Origin of the sequence: Larkinella soli (assembly GCF_003703975.1) — a bacterium.
Classification (GTDB): Bacteria; Bacteroidota; Bacteroidia; order Cytophagales; family Spirosomataceae; genus Larkinella; species Larkinella soli.
Genome location: NZ_QTJY01000008.1, coordinates 260,918 through 279,476 on the forward strand (window position 1 = coordinate 260,918; position 18,559 = coordinate 279,476).

General features: G+C 59.5%; 14 protein-coding genes. 5 read left to right on the forward strand and 9 right to left on the reverse strand.

The features are described from left to right. The first annotated feature begins 181 nt into the window (after positions 1-181). Positions 182-1,462: a metal-dependent hydrolase family protein gene (locus DX909_RS16180; protein ID WP_128546233.1), complete on the forward strand. Its 1,281-nt coding sequence runs from the start codon at positions 182-184 to the stop codon at positions 1,460-1,462. Here DX909_RS16180 and DX909_RS16185 read toward each other — a convergent pair. The 3 genes from DX909_RS16185 to DX909_RS16195 all read right to left on the reverse strand — a co-directional run bounded on the left by DX909_RS16185 (position 1,452) and on the right by DX909_RS16195 (position 3,193). Then, the gene (locus DX909_RS16185; RefSeq protein ID WP_310589853.1) at positions 1,452-1,733 is read right to left on the reverse strand and encodes a DUF5615 family PIN-like protein; all 282 of its coding nucleotides are present in this window, start codon (positions 1,731-1,733) and stop codon (positions 1,452-1,454) included. The two genes, DX909_RS16180 and DX909_RS16185, sit on opposite strands and share 11 nt — an antisense overlap. Before the next feature lie 102 nt (positions 1,734-1,835). Continuing rightward, positions 1,836-2,075, reverse strand: a complete 240-nt coding sequence (locus DX909_RS16190) for a DUF433 domain-containing protein (protein ID WP_128546234.1) — start codon at positions 2,073-2,075, stop codon at positions 1,836-1,838. A 35-nt stretch (positions 2,076-2,110) separates the two neighbouring features. Then, positions 2,111-3,193 (reverse strand): complex I subunit 1/NuoH family protein, encoded by a 1,083-nt coding sequence (locus DX909_RS16195; protein ID WP_128546235.1) that lies wholly within the window; start codon positions 3,191-3,193, stop codon positions 2,111-2,113. Positions 3,194-3,327: 134 nt separating this feature from the next. Here DX909_RS16195 and DX909_RS16200 point away from each other — a divergent pair, with 134 nt between their 5' ends. The 3 genes from DX909_RS16200 (at position 3,328) to DX909_RS16210 (ending at position 8,106) form a co-directional block, all read left to right on the forward strand. Beyond that, positions 3,328-4,647: a cryptochrome/photolyase family protein gene (locus DX909_RS16200; RefSeq protein ID WP_164851306.1), complete on the forward strand. Its 1,320-nt coding sequence runs from the start codon at positions 3,328-3,330 to the stop codon at positions 4,645-4,647. A 64-nt stretch (positions 4,648-4,711) separates the two neighbouring features. Next, the gene (locus tag DX909_RS16205) at positions 4,712-7,072 is read left to right on the forward strand and encodes a TonB-dependent receptor (RefSeq protein WP_128546236.1); all 2,361 of its coding nucleotides are present in this window, start codon (positions 4,712-4,714) and stop codon (positions 7,070-7,072) included. After that, positions 7,072-8,106 carry a DUF4249 domain-containing protein gene (locus DX909_RS16210; RefSeq protein ID WP_128546237.1) on the forward strand — a complete coding sequence of 345 codons (1,035 nt, stop codon included), beginning with the start codon at positions 7,072-7,074 and terminating at the stop codon, positions 8,104-8,106. Before DX909_RS16205 ends, DX909_RS16210 begins: the two co-directional genes overlap by 1 nt. Positions 8,107-8,127: 21 nt before the next feature. Here DX909_RS16210 and DX909_RS16215 read toward each other — a convergent pair whose 3' ends face one another. The 3 genes from DX909_RS16215 to recQ all read right to left on the reverse strand — a co-directional run bounded on the left by DX909_RS16215 (position 8,128) and on the right by recQ (position 12,892). After that, positions 8,128-9,351 (reverse strand): lytic transglycosylase domain-containing protein, encoded by a 1,224-nt coding sequence (locus DX909_RS16215; protein WP_128546238.1) that lies wholly within the window; start codon positions 9,349-9,351, stop codon positions 8,128-8,130. A 169-nt stretch (positions 9,352-9,520) separates the two neighbouring features. Next, a complete protein-coding gene (locus DX909_RS16220) occupies positions 9,521-10,606 on the reverse strand; it encodes a lytic transglycosylase domain-containing protein (RefSeq protein ID WP_128546239.1) in 1,086 nt (361 codons plus the stop codon). Between the two features lie 147 nt (positions 10,607-10,753). Continuing rightward, positions 10,754-12,892: a DNA helicase RecQ gene (gene recQ, locus DX909_RS16225; protein ID WP_128546240.1), complete on the reverse strand. Its 2,139-nt coding sequence runs from the start codon at positions 12,890-12,892 to the stop codon at positions 10,754-10,756. 357 nt (positions 12,893-13,249) lie between these two features. On the opposite strand from recQ, the gene DX909_RS16230 reads away from it, so the two are divergent. Beyond that, positions 13,250-15,163 (forward strand): S9 family peptidase, encoded by a 1,914-nt coding sequence (locus DX909_RS16230; RefSeq protein ID WP_128546241.1) that lies wholly within the window; start codon positions 13,250-13,252, stop codon positions 15,161-15,163. Positions 15,164-15,378: 215 nt separating this feature from the next. Here the strand turns inward: DX909_RS16230 and DX909_RS16235 are convergent, their stop codons facing one another. The 3 genes from DX909_RS16235 to asnS form a co-directional block, all read right to left on the reverse strand. Then, the gene (locus DX909_RS16235; protein WP_164851307.1) at positions 15,379-15,891 is read right to left on the reverse strand and encodes an anthrone oxygenase family protein; all 513 of its coding nucleotides are present in this window, start codon (positions 15,889-15,891) and stop codon (positions 15,379-15,381) included. Between the two features lie 55 nt (positions 15,892-15,946). After that, on the reverse strand, positions 15,947-16,756 hold the full coding sequence (locus DX909_RS30045) for a helix-turn-helix domain-containing protein (protein ID WP_128546243.1): 810 nt from the start codon (positions 16,754-16,756) through the stop codon (positions 15,947-15,949). Positions 16,757-16,900: 144 nt separating this feature from the next. Then, entirely contained in the window at positions 16,901-18,355 is a 1,455-nt protein-coding gene (asnS, locus tag DX909_RS16245) for an asparagine--tRNA ligase (RefSeq protein WP_128546244.1), read from the reverse strand. Between the last annotated feature and the right edge of the window lie 204 nt (positions 18,356-18,559).

Consider the following 18,559-nt stretch of genomic DNA (forward strand, 5'->3'; position numbering starts at 1 on the left):
CCCTCGTTCCCCGAGATGAAGGCTTCAGGCATTTCCCTTTCCGTTTGGCCGGAGGCAGGGGCGTTCCCCTGCCTCCGGCCTTTTTATCGAAAAGTTTTTCTCCGGCGGTCTTCCATTTCCCCGGTTTTGACCGATCTTTATTTCCGGTGATTACCTGTAAAGACGGCCAACCGATACCGGAATGTTCCTGCTTAACTACCTCCGCCTGCCGGCCCTGTGGCTGGCCCTCTCCTTTTTCGATCAACCCCCTGCCGGCCGGTTTGAGGAGGCCGCCCGGCTGCTGAAACCCGACCGGGTGTTCGACGGGGAGACGATGCACGAAGGCTGGGCGGTGCGGGTCCGGGGCGAACGGATCGAGGCCGTGGGGCCGGCGGGCAGCGTTCCGGCGGCCGGTGCGGAGGTCGTCGACCTGAAAGGCACCACCCTGCTGCCCGGGCTCATCGAGGGCCATTCCCACCTGCTGCTGCATCCCTACAACGAAACGAGCTGGAACGACCAGGTGCTGAAAGAACCCCGCGCCTACCGCGTCGCCCGGGCCACGGTCCACGCCCGCAAAACGCTGCTGGCCGGCTTCACGACCGTCCGGGATCTCGGCACCGAGGGGGCCGATTACGATGACGTGGGGCTGAAACAGGCCATCGCCCAGGGCCTCATCCCCGGCCCGCGGATGATCGTGGCAACCCGGGCGCTGGTGGCATCCGGCAGCTACGGCCCCAAAGGCTTCAGCCCCGACCTCGACGTGCCGCAGGGGGCCGAGGAAGCCGACGGCCACGACCGGCTGATTCAGGCCGTCCGGCGGCAAATCGGCAGGGGAGCCGACGTGGTGAAGGTCTATGCCGACTACCGCTGGGGCCTCATGGCCGACGCCCGACCGACCTTTTCCCTGGAAGAAATCAGACTGATCGTGGAAACCGCCCGTTCCAGCGGCCGGCCGACGGCGGCCCACGCGGCTACGGCGGAAGGCATGCGCCGGGCCATTCTGGCGGGCTGTGAAACCATCGAGCACGGCGACGCCGGTACGCCCGAAATCTTCGCGCTCATGAAGGAACATAAAACCGCCCTCTGCCCCACCCTCGCGGCCGGCGACGCGGTCAGCCAGTATCGCGGATGGAAGAAGGGCGTCGGTCCGGAGCCGGAGAACGTGCGGCAGAAACGGGTCACCTTCCGGCAGGCGCTGGCGGCCGGGGTGACGATCTGCTTCGGGGGCGACGTGGGGGTGTTCGCCCACGGCGACAATGCCCGCGAACTGGAGATGATGGTAGAATACGGAATGAAACCGCTGGACGTGCTGCGTTCGGCCACCTCGGTCAATGCCGACGTCTTTCACCTGACCGACCGGGGCCGCATCCGCCCCGGGCTCCTGGCCGACCTCGTGGCCGTCGAGGGCGACCCGGCGCAGGCCATCCAGGCCATCCGCAACGTCCGGCTGATCATGCAGGGCGGGAAAGTGGTCAATAACTGATCAGTGTATCCCGCCCCATTTTGACCATTTCCGCTCCGGATTCAAAAAGGGATACTATGGTCGGCAGAAACAAGTCGAGCAGGTCGACCAAATCGTTGTTTTTAATATTTCCTATCTCCAGATGTAGAATTTTCGGAGGAGCGCCTTCAAGAAAGAACCGGTCCGGAAAGTCGTTATCCTTCGTGATTACAATTCGGCCTTGCTCAACGGCAATGGCTCGGATTTGAGCATCTTCCAGAAACTGCCCTTGCGGAAATGAAATACTATGAATGGCATCATAACCCTTCCTCTGAGAAACGAAACCAGCACGGGCGGAAGCTGGGTATCAATGAAGAACTTCATCAATTAATAATGGTGCAGAAAAGCAGCCGGTTCAGGCGACGGATTGAGGATTGATGATTGATTTGGCATTTGCTATTCGGGCGGCAAACAGCAGGCAGGCCTGGATGTCGGCTTCTTCCAGAAACGGATAGTCACTCAGGATTTCAGCAGGCGTCATCCCGGCCGCCAGCAGTTCCAGCAGTTGAGCCACCGTAAACCGCATATTACGAATAGACGGCTTACCGGAACTGACCTTCGGATTTATGGTGATTCGCTGCAGTAACTGTTCCATAACCAATTGTTTCTTTCAAAGGTAAAGAAGCCCGCTCAGATCATCAACAGGCGCCAGATGCCGGAGAGCAGGATCAGCAGCAGCGAGGCCGGGGTCAGGACTTTCCAGCAGAGGAACATCATCTGGTCGACGCGAACCCGGGGGAAGGTCCAGCGGACCCACATCTGGGCCAGCACGGCCAGCAGGGCTTTCGACAGGAGCCAGAAAGCGGCCGTAATATTGCCCCAGACCGTGCCCGGCACCCCGCTCGTCCAGTCGGCCAGCCGGATGGGGCCGAGGTTGGGCAGGGGCGTGTTCCAGCTGCCGAGGAACAGAATGGCTCCCAGAAAGGAAACCAGCAGCATCATGGCGTATTCCGACAGGAACAGGAGCGCAAACCGCATCCCGCTGTATTCGGTATGGAACCCGGCCACCAGTTCCGACTCACCCTCGGGCAGGTCGAAGGGGGCGCGGTTGCTTTCGGCCAGGGTCGTGATGAAGAAGATGATGTAGGCGATGAGCAGAAAGGGGTTGCGGAAGATGTTCCAGCTGAAAATTCCGCCCCAGTCGGTGACGTTGATGCCGAGGGCTTTGATCCCGAACAGGTAGTTGGCTTCGTAGGTGTAGATGCCCTGCTGGAAGCTGATTTCCTGAAGGTTCAGCGTCTGGCAGATCATGACGGCGCAGAGGATCGTCAGGCCGAGCGGTATTTCGTAGGAAATGATCTGGGCCACCGAGCGCATGGCCCCGAACAGCGAATATTTGTTGTTGGAACCCCAGCCCGCCATCAGGATGCCGATCACGTCGAGGGAGACGATCGCCATCAGGTAGAACACGCCCACGGCGGCCGCCGAGCCCTGGAGGTCGGGCGTCAGGGGGATCACGGCAAAACCGGCGAAAATGGCCGCGAAGATGACCATCGGGGCCAGCAGAAACAACCGGCGGTCGGCGGCTTTCGGCACGATGTCTTCCTTCTGAAGCAGTTTCAGCAGGTCGGCGATCAGCTGCAGAAGGCCGTATTTCCCGACTTCCATCGGCCCCAGGCGGTCCTGAATGAAGGCCGACACCTTGCGTTCGAGATAAACCCCGACCACAACGAAACCGACGGCAATGACCAGAAAGATCGGAAGTGCAAGCATGGAACGACGACGTTCGGACGAACGATTCAGACGCCAAATATACGCACACCGGGCGGAATGCCGGTCGACACCCTGAAAATACCGACCGCAAACCTTTTTCCTCAACGCCCGGTTGCTTCTCAAAACCCCATCGTATGCCTGAAACCATTACCCGGCCGATTGCCCTGTTCTGGTACCGCCGGGACCTCCGCCTTCACGACAACGCCGGTCTCTACCACGCCCTCCGCAGCGGCTACCCCGTCCTGCCGGTATTCATTTTCGACACCGACATTCTCGACCGGCTCGAAGACCGGGCCGACCGGCGGGTGGAATTCATTCACCGGACCATTCAGGAAATGCAGGACGCGTTCCGGGCCATCGACACCTCGCTGATCGTCCGCCGGGGAAAACCGCTCGACGTCTTCCGGGACCTGCTGCGCGAATACGACGTCCGGGCGGTTTATACCAATTATGACTACGAGGTCTACGCCAAAAACCGCGACGGGGCCGTCGCCGACCTACTGCGCGAGAACGGAGCCGGCTTTCATGCCTTCAAGGACCAGACCATTTTCGACCGGAACGAAGTCCTGAGCGGCAGCGGCACGCCCTACACGGTGTTTACGCCCTACAGCCGCACCTGGCACGCCCGGCTGAACGATTTTTTCCTGAAACCCTACCCGACGGAGCGGTATTTCGGCCATTTTCTGTCCCTGAACCAACGGTCGGTGCCCTCGCTGGAAGAACTCGGCTTTACACCGCTCAACGAGCCTTTTCCGGAAAGAACCGTCGCCGGCCGGCTGCTCCGGGACTATAAGGAAACCCGGAATTTTCCGGCCCTCAGAGGCACCAGCGAACTGGGCATTCACCTCCGCTTCGGCACCCTGAGCATCCGGGAAGTGGCCCTGCAGGCCCGCGAACATAATTTCACCTTTCTGAACGAGCTGGTCTGGCGGGATTTTTACTTCCAGGTCCTCGACCACTTCCCCCACGTCGAAACCGGCTCCTTCCGGCGGGAATACGACCGGATCGAATGGCGCAACGACGAGGAGGAATTCCGGCGGTGGTGCGAAGGCCGGACCGGTTATCCGATCGTCGACGCCGGTATGCGCCAGCTGAACGAAACCGGCTGGATGCATAACCGGGTCCGGATGATCACGGCCAGCTTTCTCTGCAAACACCTGCTCATCGACTGGCGCTGGGGAGAAGCGTATTTCGGCCGGAAACTCCGTGACTACGATCGGTCGGCCAACAACGGCGGCTGGCAGTGGGCCGCGGGTTCGGGCACGGATGCCGCCCCGTATTTCCGGGTGTTCAACCCGACGCTTCAGGCGCAGAAGTTCGACCCGAAGGGCGAATACATCCGGCGGTGGGTGCCGGAGTTCAACTCCCTCGACTATCCCCCGCCGATGGTCGAGCACACCTTTGCCCGCAACCGGGCCGTCGACACCTATCGGAAAGCCCTGCGGCCGGATTAGACAATTCCAACGATTCTTATAATTTTAGGGTCGGTTTGCCAACGGAACCACCCTGAATAACGGCATGAATCACTTTTCCGCCTGCTGTCTCCTCTTCCTGCTGACTTTGCTGAATCCGGGCGCTTCTGCTCAGCGTCTGACCTTATCCGGGAAGGTGGAAGACGGTGCTACCGGAAAACCGCTCCCCGGCGCCGGCCTGAGCGTACTCAGCGTCGGGGCCGGCACTACCACCAACGACAGCGGCCGGTACGTCCTCGACCTGCCGCGCGGCTCGTATCTGATCCAGATTTCGGCGGTCGGCTACAAGACGGCGCTGGAACGGGTGGTGCTGAACGCCGACCGGTCGATCACGTTCCGGCTTCAGTCCCGGACCATCGACCTCGACGAGGTGCAGGTCAAGGACCGGCGCGAAGATCAGAACGTGGAGGACGTGCGCATGGGACGGGTGCAGATCGACGTGCAGCAGCTGAAAAAGCTGCCCATGGTGCTGGGCGAACCCGACATCCTCAAGGCGCTGGTGCTTCAGGCCGGCGTCACCACGGCGGGGGAAGGGGCCGGCGGGTTCAACGTCCGCGGGGGCCGCACCGACCAGAACCTCGTCCTGCTCGACGGCGCACCGCTGTTCAATACCAGCCACCTGCTCGGATTTTACACGAACGTCAGCCCCGACGTGGTGCAGGACATCAACCTTTACAAAGGCACGTTTTCGGCCCAGTACGGCGGCCGTACCTCCTCCCTCCTGCTCATGACGACCCGCCCGGGCAACGCCGATGCCTGGCGGGTTTCGGGCGGAATCAGCCCCATCAGCGGCCGGGTGGTCGTGGACGGACCGATCGCGAAGAAGCTGACGCTGCTGGCGGGCGGGCGCATCGCCTTTCCGAGCTGGGTGCTCCAGCTGTTTCCGCAGCGAACTACGGCTCGTGAAAGCCGGGCTTTTTTTTACGACGGCAATTTCAAACTTCAGTTTACTCCCAACGCGACCAACACAATCTCGCTCTCCGGCTACCGCAGCCAGGACCGGTTCAAGTTCCCGGGCGATACGCTCTACGGCTGGCAGTCGAACGTGGCGTCGGTGCGGTGGAGCAGCCTGCTGACCCGGAATCTGCAACTCAATGTGACGGGGCTGTACAGCGGCTATCAGTTCAGCGTGGACGGGCAGCGGGCAAGCTATGAATTCGACCTGACGGCGGCCATCCGACACCGGGAAGTCAAGGCGGACCTGTACTACACCCTCCGCGACCGGCACCGGATTCAGGTCGGCCTCAACGGCATTTCCTATCAGGTGCAGAAGGGAAACATCGAACCGGTGGGCGACGCATCCAGCATCAACCCCAAACGGCTCGAACCGGAAAACGCCCGGGAAGGCGGGGCCTATCTGCACACGGAATGGACCCTGACCCCGTCCCTGACGCTCCAGGCCGGCCTGCGGTATTCGGCCTATGCCCTGGTGGGGCCGCGAACGATCTACCGGTACGAAGCGGGCGTCGTGCCGTCGCGCGAAACCATTACGGACTCGACCCTGTACGGGTCGGGACAGACCGTGAAGACCTACGGCGGCTGGGAACCCCGGCTGGGGCTGCGGTTCCAGTTCGGGCCGGCCACCTCCCTGAAGCTGAATTACAGCCGGATGCGGCAATACCTCCAGCTGATTTCCAATACCACCGCCATCACGCCCGTCGACTTCTGGAAGGCCAGCGACCCCTTCGTGCCGGCCCAGGTGGCCGACCAGTATTCGGTCGGTATTTTTCAAAACCTGGCCGACAATGCCGTCGAGCTTTCCCTGGAAGGGTATTACAAAACCATCGACAACCTGGTGGAATACCGCAACGGCGCCACGCTGCTGCTGAACGAGACGCTGGAAACCGACCTGCTGAAAGCCCGCGGACGGGCCTACGGTCTGGAGTTCAGCCTGGCCAAAAACAGGGGGCGGCTTACCGGTCAGCTCAATTACGTTTACGCCCGCTCGCTGGTGGCCGTGCAGACGCCGTTCAGCGAGCTGCTTGTCAATCGGGGCGAGTGGTACCCGTCGAATTTCGACAAACCGCATAACCTGAACGTGCAGGCCCGGCTGGCGATGAAATACAAATGGACCTTCGTCGCCAATTTCGTCTACAGCACCGGCATCCCGGCCACGTACCCGGACGGGCAGTATGTATTTGATAATCAGCCGACCCTCAATTATTCGCGCCGGAACGCCGACCGCGTTCCGGCCTATCACCGGCTGGACGTTTCCTTTTCGAAAGATACCCGGCTAACGGCCGCCCAAACCCGGTACGGTATCTGGACACTCGGCGTCTACAACGTCTATGCCCGGAAGAACCCCTATTCGATCTATTTCACCCGCGTGTTTTCCAGCACGCGTTCTTACCGGCTGGCCATTTTCGGTATGTTCATTCCTTCCATTACGTATAATTTCTATTTCTGATGAGGTGGTCGATCCTGTTTCTGATTCCGGCGGGGCTGACGGCGGCCTGCATCAACGAAGTGAACCTGCCCATCCGGAGCGAAACGCCGATTCTGGTGGTCGATGGAGTCATTACCAACGAAGCGCCCCCGTATACCATCCGGCTCTCGCGCTCCGGCACGTTCAGCTTCAACCAGGAAACACCGGAGGATGAGGTGGTTCAAAACGCAGTAGTGACGATCAGCGACGACCGGGGCCGCAGCACCCCTACAATCGGGAGCGAAAGCCGGCCGGGTTATTACCTCACCACCGATTCCACGTTCCGGGGCCAGGTGGGACGGTCCTATACGCTGTCAATCACGCTGCCCGACGGCAAGCGGTACGTGTCGCGGCCCGAGACGATGCGGCCCGTGCCGCCCGTCGACAGCCTGTATGCTCAGCTGGTGCAATCCAACACCGGCGCGAATGCCTACCAGTATTTTGTGTATCTGGATACGAAAGACCCGGCCTCGGAACGGAACTATTACCGCTGGGCGGCCTACAGCTACACCAGCCGGCGATCGACCGGCGTTCTCTGCTGCCTGAGCTGCACGGCCATCTGTTTCGACCGTTGCTGGACGCAGTTGTTCAGCCGGGCCGTCAACATCGCCGACGACGAAGCCACGAACGGCAACACCATCGCCGACCGGCTGATCATCCAGTCGCCGGTCTTTACGCCCGGCCCGACGCTGGTGGAGGTGCAGCAATACAGCCTGACGCAGGAGGCTTACGGCTTCTGGAAAGCGTTTCAGGAACAAAGCACCCGGGTGGGCAGTATTTTCGACCCGCTGCCGGGACCGATCATCGGCAATGTGGTCAATGCCGCCGACCCGAACGACCGGGCGCTGGGTTACTTCGGTGCCTCGGCCATCGCCCGGAAACGGCTCCGCATCACGGGTGAGGAAACGTACCGGAATGCGCCATTCGGCTATTTCAGCTCTTTACCGGTTCCCTTCGGCGATTGCCGCCGGACCTACGGCGCGGATGCCCCGGTGACGGAACCGCCGGGCTGGTAAGTTCCGGGCTGGTAAGCCGGATTACATGGCCTTCCAGCCGATGGTCCAGGCCGGATTGCCGGGTTTGATCTGCTCGGCTTTCGGCAGCGGCACCCCAGCCAGACCAGTCTGCGGGTTCAGGCAGATCATCGTCAATTGGTAGGGCTGCTTCGTTTGCTCGGAAACGAACCCGGTGGACCTCAGGAAGATCTGCCCGTTTTTGCGGTCGATGTCATCGACGACGGCCATCATCAGGTCGTTGCGACCCAGTTTCCGTTCGCCGATCTCCACCTCTCTGGTTAGGCGGAACCGCCAGACCTGACCGACGGCCAGCTTACCGGGTTTTTCGAGCCGGGCTTCCACGTCGCCCCGGAAGGCGGTGGCAGGGGCGGTTTCGGGCCGGGCGCGGGTCAGGGCTCCCAGCAGGCTGTCCACCGATGCGGCTTCAAATTGCAGGGTCAGGCTTTCCTTCGGTTCGATGGGAACACCGACGGGTTCGGGTTCGTCGGCCGGGATGAGGCCCTGCCGGACGGCCTCGGCGCGTTCACGCTCGTAGTCGTTGCCCAGGGAGGCCATCAGGTTCGAGGTCAGGTACTGGCCGGGAAACTGGAAAAATTCCTTGACGGCGACGATTTTGTAGAGGTAATCGCTCGTCTCGGCGTTCATCGAGAGAAAATAATAGTTGGTTTCCCGCTGTTTCTTCATGTGGGACTGCATCCGGCCGATTCCGCCGTTGTAGGCGGCCGCCACCATCGTCCAGCTGCCCAGGTTGCGGTGCAGGATGCGGAGATACCGGCAGGCCGCGTCGGTGGATTTGCGCAGGTCCCTGCGTTCGTCCACCTTCTCATTGACGGTCAGGCCCAGTTCGAGGGCGGTTTCGGGCATCAGCTGCCAGTACCCCATCGCTCCCTTATGGGAAACGGCGTCGGCCTTCAGGCCGCTTTCCACCACGGCCAGGTATTTGAAGTCGTCGGGGATGCGGTATTTCTTCAGAATGGGTTCGATGACGGGAAAGAAGTGGGAAATGGCCCGCCGGCGGAAGTTCATCAGGTGGTTCTGGGAGGTGACGTTCCGCATGAGCGCCACCGACAGGTTGTGGGCCACGGCGCCGTGTTCGACCGGCACGGGTTCCCCGCAGAAATGAACGCCCGAACGGGCCGCTACGACCGGCCGGCCGCCGGAGCCGGTTTTCGTTTTCCGAAGGTGTTTTTGGGCGGAAGCCGGCACGCCTGCCGTCAGGCAGAGGCATCCGGCCAGTAATATCAATCTGATTATACGCTGTTGATGCACGATTTAAGAGCCTGGTCCTCAGTTAAAAACAACGCCGACCAGCCGATTAGTGTTCACTTTAGACGGAGTTTTTAGCAAAAGGTCAAAATGAAAAAGGGAGAAATTCCGAAGAGTTTCTCCCTTTTTTGACGGTTCCTTTGCCTGTTTAGACCCAGTCCCAGTCGAACAGGGGCTGGAATTTGCGTTTGGCGGCCAGGAAGACCTGATACAGGCTCCGGCGACGGAAGCGCAGCACCCGCAGGCCCATCAGACCGGCCATGGCCGAGGTGGGCTGAACCGGAGACGACGACATAGACGGTGCCCCGGCATCGTCGTCATCCCGGGTGCCGGGTTCGTCCTCACCGATGATCTGTGCGAGGGCTTCCTCCAGGAAGTTCCGCTTCCGCGGTCCCCAGGTTGGTTCCGGCTCCGGCCCCGACCGGACAACCGGCGGCTGATACGGAACGACCCCCGGCTGGAAACGTTCGCCCGGAACAGGGCGGGTCAGGTCGGACAGCACATCGGAGCTGATCATGTCGCGATACAGGCGCGGACGGGTCAGCAACTCCTTATAGGCCAATACCCGGTAGAGGTACATCCGGGTTTCACGATGCAGCCGCAGGGCAAAATAGCTGCGGTTATTCTGCTTTTCGATGTGGTCCTGAACATGGCTGGCTCCGCTGTTGTAAGCGGCTGCCACCAGCGACCAGGACCCCAGTTCAGCGTACAGACCACGCAGATACCGACAGGCGGCAATGGTGGCTTTCCGCAGGTCTTTCCGCTCGTCACGGCCCGGTTCGACAACCAGGCCCATTTCGCGGGCGGTCTGCGGCATCAGTTGCCAGTATCCTGCGGCTCCCTTCGGGGAGATGCTGTTGGCTGTCAGGTCACTTTCGACCAGCGGCAGAAAACGAAAGTCTCTGGGAATGCGGTACTTCGCTAGGATCGGCTCGATGATCGGAAAGAAATGCACAGCACGTTTCCGAAGCCGAAGCAGGTAATCCCGATGGCGGGATTGCTGGAGTAATACGGTCACCCACCGCCGGGTGACGGCCGTTTGGTGCAGGGGGACATCCTCCCCACAAAACTGCACCGGATGCAAACTCTGGATGGTTTCAGTCCCTGGTACCACGACACTGACGGGACCGCTGGGAAGGGGCGCAAATTGACTCGAATCCACGCCCGACGCCGTCTTCAAACCCAACGGTTTGATGGTCGACAGCAGAAGGGAAAAACTAACTTCTTTGATCAAAACGGACTAAATTGTGGTTTACGTCAACAGGACGTTCACGGTTTAACAAAAAGCCGGTTTTACGAAGTTAGTTGATTTACTGCTAATTACCAAATTCGTGATCTAAAAAAACTGCTAATCGGCTTATCCAACGGACCGATCATTTTATCAAACGGTTCGGTCCATCAGGGCGGCCACGATCCGGATTTTTGCGTAGTCATAACGTCCCTGAAGATACTCATAAACCGGCTTCACCGCGTTGTTTTCCAAGCCCACACGGGCGATGGCGCGTTCGATATCCAGCCGCTCGGCAGTGCTTACCAGCCCCTCCAGATCGACCTCATAATTGTTTTCGGCCAAAAAAATCAGGTGCATCGCAACAGTGGAAGGAGACAGCTTCCTTTCTTCGGCAATTTCTTCTACGGACCGGCCGTTCCGGTAGAGTTCGTAGGTGAGCAGGTGGGTCGCTCCCTTCAGACTGGTGCCTTCGCGGGCCTGCCCGGTCAGGAAGGAAGCAATTTCATCCATGAACCGCCTGCCGAACAGCTGAAGCTTTCGTTCCCCCACCCCGCTCACGCTGCGGAAGGCCTCGGAGGTCGTCGGCCGGATTCGGCTCATTTCTTCCAGCGTGGAATCGGTGAAGATGACGTACGGCGGCACGTTCTGCTCGTCGGCGAGTTGTTTCCGGAGGGTCCGCAGGCGCTCGAACAGGCCGTCGCGGGCGGATTCGGTTTTGGTCTTCGGCTTCTGGGCGGCTTTCAGCTGGGCGGCATCCTCCGGCTTGATCAGTTCCGCTTTCCGGCCCTGAAACAGCACCGCATCGGCCAGAATCCCTTTTTTCAGGGCGTAATGATCGTTATAGGCCACCTCGATGACGCCGATGTTGATGAGCTGATGCAGGTACGTACGCCATTCGTCGAACTTCAGGTCGCTTCCGGCGCCGTAGGTTTTGATGAGGTGATAGTTGTTCTGCATCACCGCCTGGTTCCTCGATCCCCGCAGCACGTCGATCAGGGTGTTCATCGGCACCTGCTCCCCAAGCCGGATGATGGCCGACAGGGCCTTCTGGGCGATGACCGTGCCGTCGAAGGTCACCCTCGGGTTCCGGCAGATGTCGCAGTTGCCGCAGGGTTCGCCGAGGTCTTCCGAGAAATAGCTCAGCAGAATCTGCCGGCGGCAGGAATGGGCTTCCGCATACTGCTGGATGCGCTCCAGTTTTGCCATTTGAAGGCCGATGTTGGCCGGGGCGTTTTCGGCGAGCATCTCCTTCCAGGAAGCGACGTCGGCGAAGCTGTAGAACAGCACGGTTTCGGCCGCCGAGCCGTCGCGTCCGGCCCGGCCGATCTCCTGATAAAAGCTTTCGAGGTTTTTGGGCAGGTTGTAATGGATGACCCAGCGCACGTTGGACTTGTCGATGCCCATGCCGAAGGCAATGGTGGCGCAGATGATCCGGACCTCATCCCGAACAAAGGCGTCCTGCACCCGCGAGCGGCTTCCGGCGTCCATTCCCGCATGGTAATAATCGGCGCGGTAGCCCTTTTCCTGAAGCTTGGCCGCCAGCGATTCGGTCGATTTGCGGCTTTGGCAATAGATGATCCCGCAGGTGTCGGGCTGCTGAGCGACAAACCGCTCGATCTGCTGCAGGCGCTTGGTGCCGGGCAGCACCTTCAGGCTCAGGTTGGGCCGGTTGAAGGAAGCGATGAACACCGCCGGGTCGTTCAGATGAAGCTGGTCGACGATGTCCCGGCGGGTCAGCTTGTCGGCGGTTGCGGTGAGGGCCACGACGGGCACCTCGGAAAAATGCTTTTTCAGCAGACTCAGCTGGGTATATTCCGGCCGGAAGTCATGACCCCAGGAGGAGATACAGTGGGCTTCATCGACTGCAAACAGGCTGATGGACAGCGTTTTCAGAAAGACGAAAAACGACTCCGACATCAGCTTTTCGGGCGAGACGTAGAGCAGCTTCAGTTTTCCGGCCTGACAGTCCTGCTCGATCTGGCGCTGCTCGCGGCCGCCCTGGGTGCTGTTGAGGTAAGCCGCCGGAATGCCGTTCAGCAGCAGGGCTTCCACCTGGTCTTTCATCAGGGCGATCAGGGGCGACACCACGATGCAGACGCCGGCTTTCATCAGGGCCGGAATCTGAAAACAGACCGACTTGCCCCCGCCGGTCGGCATCAGGACGAGCGTATCCCGCCCGGCCAGGATGGACCGGACAATGTCTTCCTGCATCGGCCGAAACCGGTCGTAGCCGTAATACCGCTTCAGGAAATCGACGGGATTGGCGGTCGGAGTGATTAGTTCGTTCATACTCTGCATCGTATGGTTCAGCCCTTCGGATGAGTTGGAAGCAGGGAAGCCGAAAGTGGCGACCCTGCCGGTCAGGAAAGAAAACGGAGGAAAATCCGAATATCAAAAATACGAAATTCGGACCGGAATCGCTCAGCAAGCGGGCCGCAAATATACCACCTTTTTATTTGCTTGCACATCTATTTTTTATTCTTTGCCGAATCCTGATCCTGCCGAACCCGGAGCCACCGGGACCGGTTCCCAACTTTTAGTGTCTAGGAGGTGATTCAAACATTTTGGTGCCGGGAGAGCGGCCCGGCAACCGGGATTATGCGTAAGTTTGAGATTCAGTAACATCTGCAAACTTTACGCAACTCCATGAAAAAAACCGGGTTTCTGGGTGGCCTGCTTCTTCTCTCGCTGGCGACCTACGCACAGAACCGGCTGACGCCCGAACAGCTCTGGAAACTGGGCCGCGTGTCGGGTCTGGGCCTTTCGAAAGATAAAAAATACGTGCTGTACGCCGTCAGCACCCCCAGCATCGAAGAAAATAAAAGCAGCCGCAAAACCTACCGGGTACCCATTGCAGGCGGCCCAGCCGTCGAAGTTGACGACCCCGATGCGCTGCTCGAAAACACCAAAATTTCTTCGGACGGGAAGCACATCATCCGCAGCGAACCCGTGAAAGTGCTGGACATTACCAGTGCGGATAAATACCCGGACCTGAAAAAATCGAATGCCTACGTCTACACCTCCCTGAATTACCGCCACTGGGATACCTGGGAAGACGGAAAATTCGACCATGTGTTCGTGGCGCCCCTGGAAAACGGCAAACCCGGCAAGGCCAGAGACCTGATGCCGAACGAACCGTACGACTGCCCCCAGAAGCCCTTCGGCGGGGAGGAAGACTATATCTGGCACCCCGACGGGAAACACATCCTGTACGTCACCAAAAAGAAATTTGGGGCCGAATACGCCGTCAGCACCAATACCGATCTGTACGAATATGACCTCACGACCGGCACGACGCGCAACCTGACCGAGGAAAACAAGGGCTACGACGTCAATCCAGAATATAACCAACAGGGCCAGCTGGCCTGGATGCAGATGAAGCGCGACGGCTTCGAATCCGACAAGCAGGACCTGGTGGTGATGAACGGGACGGTCAAAATGAACCTGACCCAGCAGCGGGACGACATTCACGTGGAGGGCTTCAAATGGGCCGAAGACGGACGGAGCCTGTTCTTCTATGCGCCCATCGACGGTACGGTGCAACTGTTTCGGGTAACGTATCCGGGCCTGACCAAAATGATGCCGGTCATCTCCCAGATCACCAAAGGCGACTTCGACGTCACGGGCATCGTCGGGCAAACCGGCAACACACTCATCGTCAGCCGCACCACCATGAACAACCCCACGGAACTGTTCGCCGTCGACCTGACCGGCGGTTCCATGAAGCAGCTGACCCACGTCAACGACGATACCATGAAGGGGCTGGGCGTCTGCAAAACGGAACGGCGGCTGGTGACCACCACCGATAAGAAGAAAATGCTGGTCTGGGTAATCTACCCACCCGGTTTCGATGCTTCGAAAAAATACCCCACGCTGCTCTATTGCCAGGGCGGCCCGCAATCCCCGCTGACCCAGAGTTATTCCTACCGCTGGAACTTCCAGCTGATGGCCTCGCAGGGCTATATCGTCGTGGCCCCGAACCGGCGGGGAATGCCCGGCCACGGCACCGCCTGGAACGAGGACATCAGCAAGGACTGGGGCGGACAGGTGCTGAAAGACTACCTGAGCGCCATCGACGAAGTCGCAAAGGAACCCTTTGTGGATAAAAACCGCCTGGGCTGCGTCGGACCGAGTTTCGGGGGTTACTCGGTGTTTGCGCTCGCCGGCACCCACGAGAAGCGGTTCAAGTCGTTCATCGCCCACGACGGCGTGTTCGACTTTAAAAGCATGTACGGCACGACCGAGGAATTGTTCTTTGTCGACTGGGAGTTCGGCGGCCCGTACTGGGACAAAAAGAACAAAGCTGCCGGGAAGTCGTTTGAGATGTCGCCCAGCAACTTTGTCGATAAATGGGACACGCCCATCTTCATCATTCAGGGCGGGCGGGATTACCGCGTCCCCATCGAGCAGGGTCTCCAGGCGTTCCAGGCGGCCCAGCTCCGCGGCATCAAAAGCAAGCTGCTCTACCTGCCCGACGAAAACCACTGGGTCCTGACCGCGCAGAACGCGCTGGTCTGGCAGCGGGAGTTTTACAAATGGCTGGAGGAGACGCTGAAGTAAATCAAACAAAAACCGGAAATCCCGCCGGCCACTAAGGGGTTGGTTGGGGAAGCGGTTTGGCATCCTGTTGACCACCCCCCGGCCCCGCCCCGGCGGCCCGGCCTTCTTAGCAAGGAGGGGGTGGCACCGCAGGGTTTGAATCGGGCAGCGCTCTCCCCCTCCTGTTTTAGGAGGGGGCCGGGGGGTGGTCGGCGGGGCTTCCGGTTTCCACGGGCTTAACGGACCGGTTCCGGACGGACGGTGAAGACCGATTGAGGCTGCCTGGTATAGCTGCCGTTCAGGCCCAGGCCGGTACAAATCACACCCGCCAGGACCACCGCCGACCGCAGGTAGTTCATCCGGCTCCACTCCTGCCAGGTCTGCCGGAGCGTTTCGACATCGGTCAGTTTTGCCGTCAGGAACATGATTTCGTTGCGGGGGTAAAAGTAGCCGAAGGTAAACGCATCGGCGCCGACGAAGAGCAGGAAAGCCGCACCCAGATACCGCCGGAGCGACGGATGGGATTTCCAGTGCAGCACAAGTGACAACAGGCTCAGCACCTGAAGAGCGGGTGAAACCGCCCGGAAAAAGGTGCCGGGGTTCACGGTCTGGTAATACGCCCGGGCGGTGGCGATGGACCGGGGCAGGTCTGCGCCCCAGGCGGGGGCGTCGACGATGGAATTGTACAGGTTGACAAACAGCACTCCGCCGGCAACCGTCAGGGTGGAGAATAAAAGGATTCGTTTCATCGTATTTGTGTTTTTTTCGACAAAACTACCTTCCTCGCCCCGGCCGGAATTGTACTTAACGGACATTTTCGAGAATGTGCCCCGGGACCCGGCTTTTCCGCAGCCGGTATTCGCCCGGGGTCAGGCCCGTAAACAGCCTGAAGGCCTTGATGAAGTGCGACTGATCGACGAATCCGCAGGCGTAGGCCGTTTCCGTTAGGGAGAGCGTGGAGTGATGAATGAGATCGACGGCCTGAAGATATTTCCGGTAGAGCAGCGTTTCTTCGGTATTCATCCCTGTGAGGGACAGAAACTTGCGGGAGAGCTGCCGGGGCGAATAACACAGCAGGTCGGCCAGTTCGGCCACCGACCCCACCGGCCTGACTTTTCCGCTTAGAAAACTTCCGAACCTCTGTTCCCGAAGCGGCATTCCCGACAGCCGGTTGCCGGCCCAGTCCGAAAAAAGAGCCACCCGATCCTGGAAGGTCGGCTGCTCACCCAGCCGGTGCCAGAGCGAATCGAAAACCGGAGCCACCAGCGTTATCTCCACGCACTGGTTGGCAAATTCCCCGGCCGGGATGCCAAAAAGCGGCCGAATGGCGGCCGGGTTGAAGGCCACGCCGAAGAAAAGCTGCTTTTCAGGAAGAGTCAGCACCAGCGGGCTGGAATTGTAGCCGTTGATGAAACAGCGGGGCAAAGCAAAAGACCGGCTGCCCAGCCGGGCCGAAAAACCGGGCGACTCCTGCAAATTGAAGATAACCTCGATCACCCCCTTCGGAACGATCGTTTCCTGCTGAAACAGGGCATTGCTCCGATCGACCTGCCAGAAGAGTTCGATGGAAGCCCTGAGCAGAGGGTGTTGCGGGATGTGGTGATGCTGACTCACCGGGTGGCCGGGGGTTTGTGATTCGCTGCTCAATATTCATTATTCGCTATTCAAAACCAACGTAAGATCGAATAATGAATAGTGAACAGCGAATCAGGAAAGGCGTTTTGGGTTCGGAGCAACCCGATTCGTCGGCGGTATCCGTCAGAAATCGGCGCTCTTGGGTGTCCGCGGGAACGGGATGACGTCGCGGATGTTCCCCATGCCGGTGACGAACAGCACGAGCCGCTCGAACCCGAGGCCGAAGCCGGCGTGGGGTGCCGAACCAAACTGCCGGGTCTGGAGATACCACCAGAGGCTTTCCGGTTCGATGCCCACTTCCCGCACCCGGGCCAGCAGTTTTTCGAAATCGTCCTCCCGCTGCGAACCGCCGATGATTTCGCCGATGCCGGGAAAGAGAACGTCCATCGCCCGCACCGTCGGACCTTTTTCGGTCTCCGATGCCTCGTTCTGTTTCATATAGAAAGCCTTGATGGCTTTCGGATAGTTGGTCAGGATCACCGGCTTTTTAAAGTGCTTTTCGACCAGGAAGCGCTCGTGTTCCGACTGCAGGTCGATGCCCCATTCCACCGGGTACTGAAACTGGCCTTTCTTATGCGGTTTCGACTGAAGCAGGATGTCGATGGCTTCCGTGTAAGTGATCCGGACAAAATCGTTGTCGACCACGAACCGCAGCTTTTCGAGCAGGCCCAGTTCGCTTTGTTCTTCTTTTTTCTTCGTCTTTTCCTCTTCCTTCAGCCGCTGATCGAGAAAAGCCAGGTCGTCGGCGGCCTGGTCGAGGGCGTAGCGGATCACGTATTTGACGAAGTCCTCGGCCAGATTCATGTTGTCTTCCAGCTCGTAAAAGGCCATTTCCGGCTCGATCATCCAGAACTCGGCCAGGTGGCGGGTGGTGTTGGAGTTCTCGGCGCGGAAGGTCGGACCGAAGGTGTAGATTTTGGAGAGTGCCATGGCCCCCAGTTCCCCTTCCAGCTGCCCGGACACGGTCAGGTTGGTTTCCCGCCCGAAGAAGTCCTGTCTGAAGTCGATGGCGCCCTCGTCGGTACGGGGCAGGTGGTTCAGGTCGAGCGTCGTGACGCGGAACATCTCGCCGGCCCCTTCGGCATCGGAGGCCGTGATGATGGGTGTATGCAGGTAAAAGAACCCGTTGTCGTTGAAATACTTATGAATCGCGTAGGCCAGGGTATGCCGGATGCGCAGCACCGCGCCGAAGGTGTTCGTACGGGGGCGCAGGTGGGCGATTTCCCGCAGAAATTCGAGGGAGTGCCGCTTGGGCTGGAGGGGATACTGTTCCGGGTCGGCGGGGCCGTACACGTGAATTTCGGCTGCCTGGACTTCTACCTTCTGGCCCGAGCCCTGCGATTCGACCAGGGTGCCGGTCACGGCCACGCAGGCGCCCGTCGTCACCAGCCGCAGCACGTCTTCGCTGATCCGGCCCGGCTCGGCCACGGTCTGAATCGTATGGATCGTGGAGCCGTCGTTGATGGCAATGAAGATGGCGTTTTTACTTTCCCTTTTCGTCCGGACCCATCCCTTGACCGTGACGGTGGAGCCGGTGGTCGTCGAAGCAAGTAACTCTTTGATTGGTAAAAGACTCATTACAACAGCAATTAAGTGAAAGACGGCTGCAAAGTTAAGTCATATCTCGTAACTATGAAGGGGTTTGCCGGATTACGCCAGGAATTCCATTTCCTCGTTTTTTCCTATTTAAAAACTTCATTCTCAATTATATTTATTGCTATTTTCTGGGGAGCCGACCTGACGTAAAACAATTTTAATTAAAATTGGTCTGGAATTTGATAG

Coding starts and splice junctions, on each gene's coding strand:
- DX909_RS16180 (WP_128546233.1), top strand. CDS start 182: ATGTTCCTGCTTAACTACCTCCGCCTGCCGGCCCTGTGGCTGGCCCTC.
- DX909_RS16190 (WP_128546234.1), bottom strand. CDS start 2,075: ATGGAACAGTTACTGCAGCGAATCACCATAAATCCGAAGGTCAGTTCC.
- DX909_RS16195 (WP_128546235.1), bottom strand. CDS start 3,193: ATGCTTGCACTTCCGATCTTTCTGGTCATTGCCGTCGGTTTCGTTGTG.
- DX909_RS16200 (WP_164851306.1), top strand. CDS start 3,328: ATGCCTGAAACCATTACCCGGCCGATTGCCCTGTTCTGGTACCGCCGG.
- DX909_RS16205 (WP_128546236.1), top strand. CDS start 4,712: ATGAATCACTTTTCCGCCTGCTGTCTCCTCTTCCTGCTGACTTTGCTG.
- DX909_RS16210 (WP_128546237.1), top strand. CDS start 7,072: ATGAGGTGGTCGATCCTGTTTCTGATTCCGGCGGGGCTGACGGCGGCC.
- recQ (WP_128546240.1), bottom strand. CDS start 12,892: ATGAACGAACTAATCACTCCGACCGCCAATCCCGTCGATTTCCTGAAG.
- DX909_RS16230 (WP_128546241.1), top strand. CDS start 13,250: ATGAAAAAAACCGGGTTTCTGGGTGGCCTGCTTCTTCTCTCGCTGGCG.
- DX909_RS16235 (WP_164851307.1), bottom strand. CDS start 15,891: ATGAAACGAATCCTTTTATTCTCCACCCTGACGGTTGCCGGCGGAGTG.
- asnS (WP_128546244.1), bottom strand. CDS start 18,355: ATGAGTCTTTTACCAATCAAAGAGTTACTTGCTTCGACGACCACCGGC.